Raw genomic sequence first — 1,225 nt, forward strand, 5'->3', positions numbered from 1 at the left:
GGGCGGCAGGCGGCTAAACCTTTTATCTGGCTGAGGGTAAAGCCGGCTAAAAAGCACCGCTTCTAAGGAACCAATGGGCTGGTAACCGTCTTTTTTAGAGATTGCCAGCGACCGCTGATTCGTTTCTTCGATGTAAGAATAAAAGAAAAAGGGCGGCGTTATTGTACGTTCCAGATAGGCCAGGGCTTCTTTTTTTAGCAGACTGCCGTAGCCTTGGCCAATATATTCCGGACTAATGGAAAAATAACGGCCGTAGAAACTAAGGGCTTCGCCAGTTGCAATTTTTACCAGCCGCTGCGAGAGGCAATAGGTACCAATTACCCGCTCGTCTTTTAATAATTGAAAGAAAAAAGGATTTTGAATATGATTAATTTTCTGGTCGTGCCCGGTGTGCTGGTAACGGGGGCCGTGGGTGCCGTAAACGGTATTTTTTAAAAGGCTAATTATTTCGGGTGTTGCTCCGGGCGCCATCAAAATCTTGATAGCAGCTTTGGCATAAATTATTTCGTATGGAGCAGGCACCAGGCTTTGTTTCATTTTAAAAGCAGTTTACTGCCTGTAAGTATAATTGACTGGGCGCAAGGAAAGAAAAATATTTTATTATAAAATTCTGTTCCTAAAGCCAATATTTTCCAGAAGAATCTCGGATTGGCAGTTATAATTGATTTTACATTTTTTAGATTCGGTGTGCTATCAGGAACAAATTACTTATATTATGGCACCTTTTAATCTTAAAATATAAGCCATGAGTTATACCAATACCCTGATTAAAGTAGCCGTCGATTGTCCGGTTAGTAAGAGCGAAATACCGGTGGCCAAAACTAATAACAAGCCGGTGCATGTTTTCCAGTATGAGTTGCTCACCGAAAAACCCTATACCTATAACCACGAAGAATTAGTTTACCAGGTGTTTGTATTACAAAAGGAAATCCCGGCTGAAACTTTAGAAACCAGTGCCGAAAAAATTAAGCAGGAATTGTTCTCCAAAGGACATCCTTGTATGCGGGCATCGTCTTTAACCAAACGATACGGCTGGGGAGCGCACTACAACCAGGAAGGTAAAATTGCTATTTACCCGCTGGAATCGGAAGCATATAAAACGCTTTTAGAATCAGAAAATATTAAAGTTATACCGGCTATGAAAAGTAAGCGGTAAGTAAAACGGTTATTAAATAGTGCATTAACTTCTTATCCCAATAACAGCATTGCCAAAACCTTAGCCTAG

The 1,225-nt window shown here is 41.0% G+C and carries 2 protein-coding genes; one reads left to right on the forward strand and one right to left on the reverse strand.

Going from position 1 to position 1,225, the window contains the following annotated elements:
• Positions 1-537: GNAT family N-acetyltransferase (locus AAE02nite_RS26070; protein WP_146905853.1), on the reverse strand; the 537-nt coding region annotated here is incomplete at its 3' end.
• A 208-nt stretch (positions 538-745) separates the two neighbouring features.
• On the opposite strand from AAE02nite_RS26070, the gene AAE02nite_RS26075 reads away from it, so the two are divergent.
• Positions 746-1,156, forward strand: coding sequence for a DUF6157 family protein (locus tag AAE02nite_RS26075; protein ID WP_146905856.1), 411 nt, complete (start codon positions 746-748; stop codon positions 1,154-1,156).
• The last annotated feature ends 69 nt before the right edge of the window (positions 1,157-1,225 follow it).

The organism is Adhaeribacter aerolatus (assembly GCF_007991635.1).
Lineage (GTDB): Bacteria > Bacteroidota > Bacteroidia > Cytophagales > Hymenobacteraceae > Adhaeribacter > Adhaeribacter aerolatus.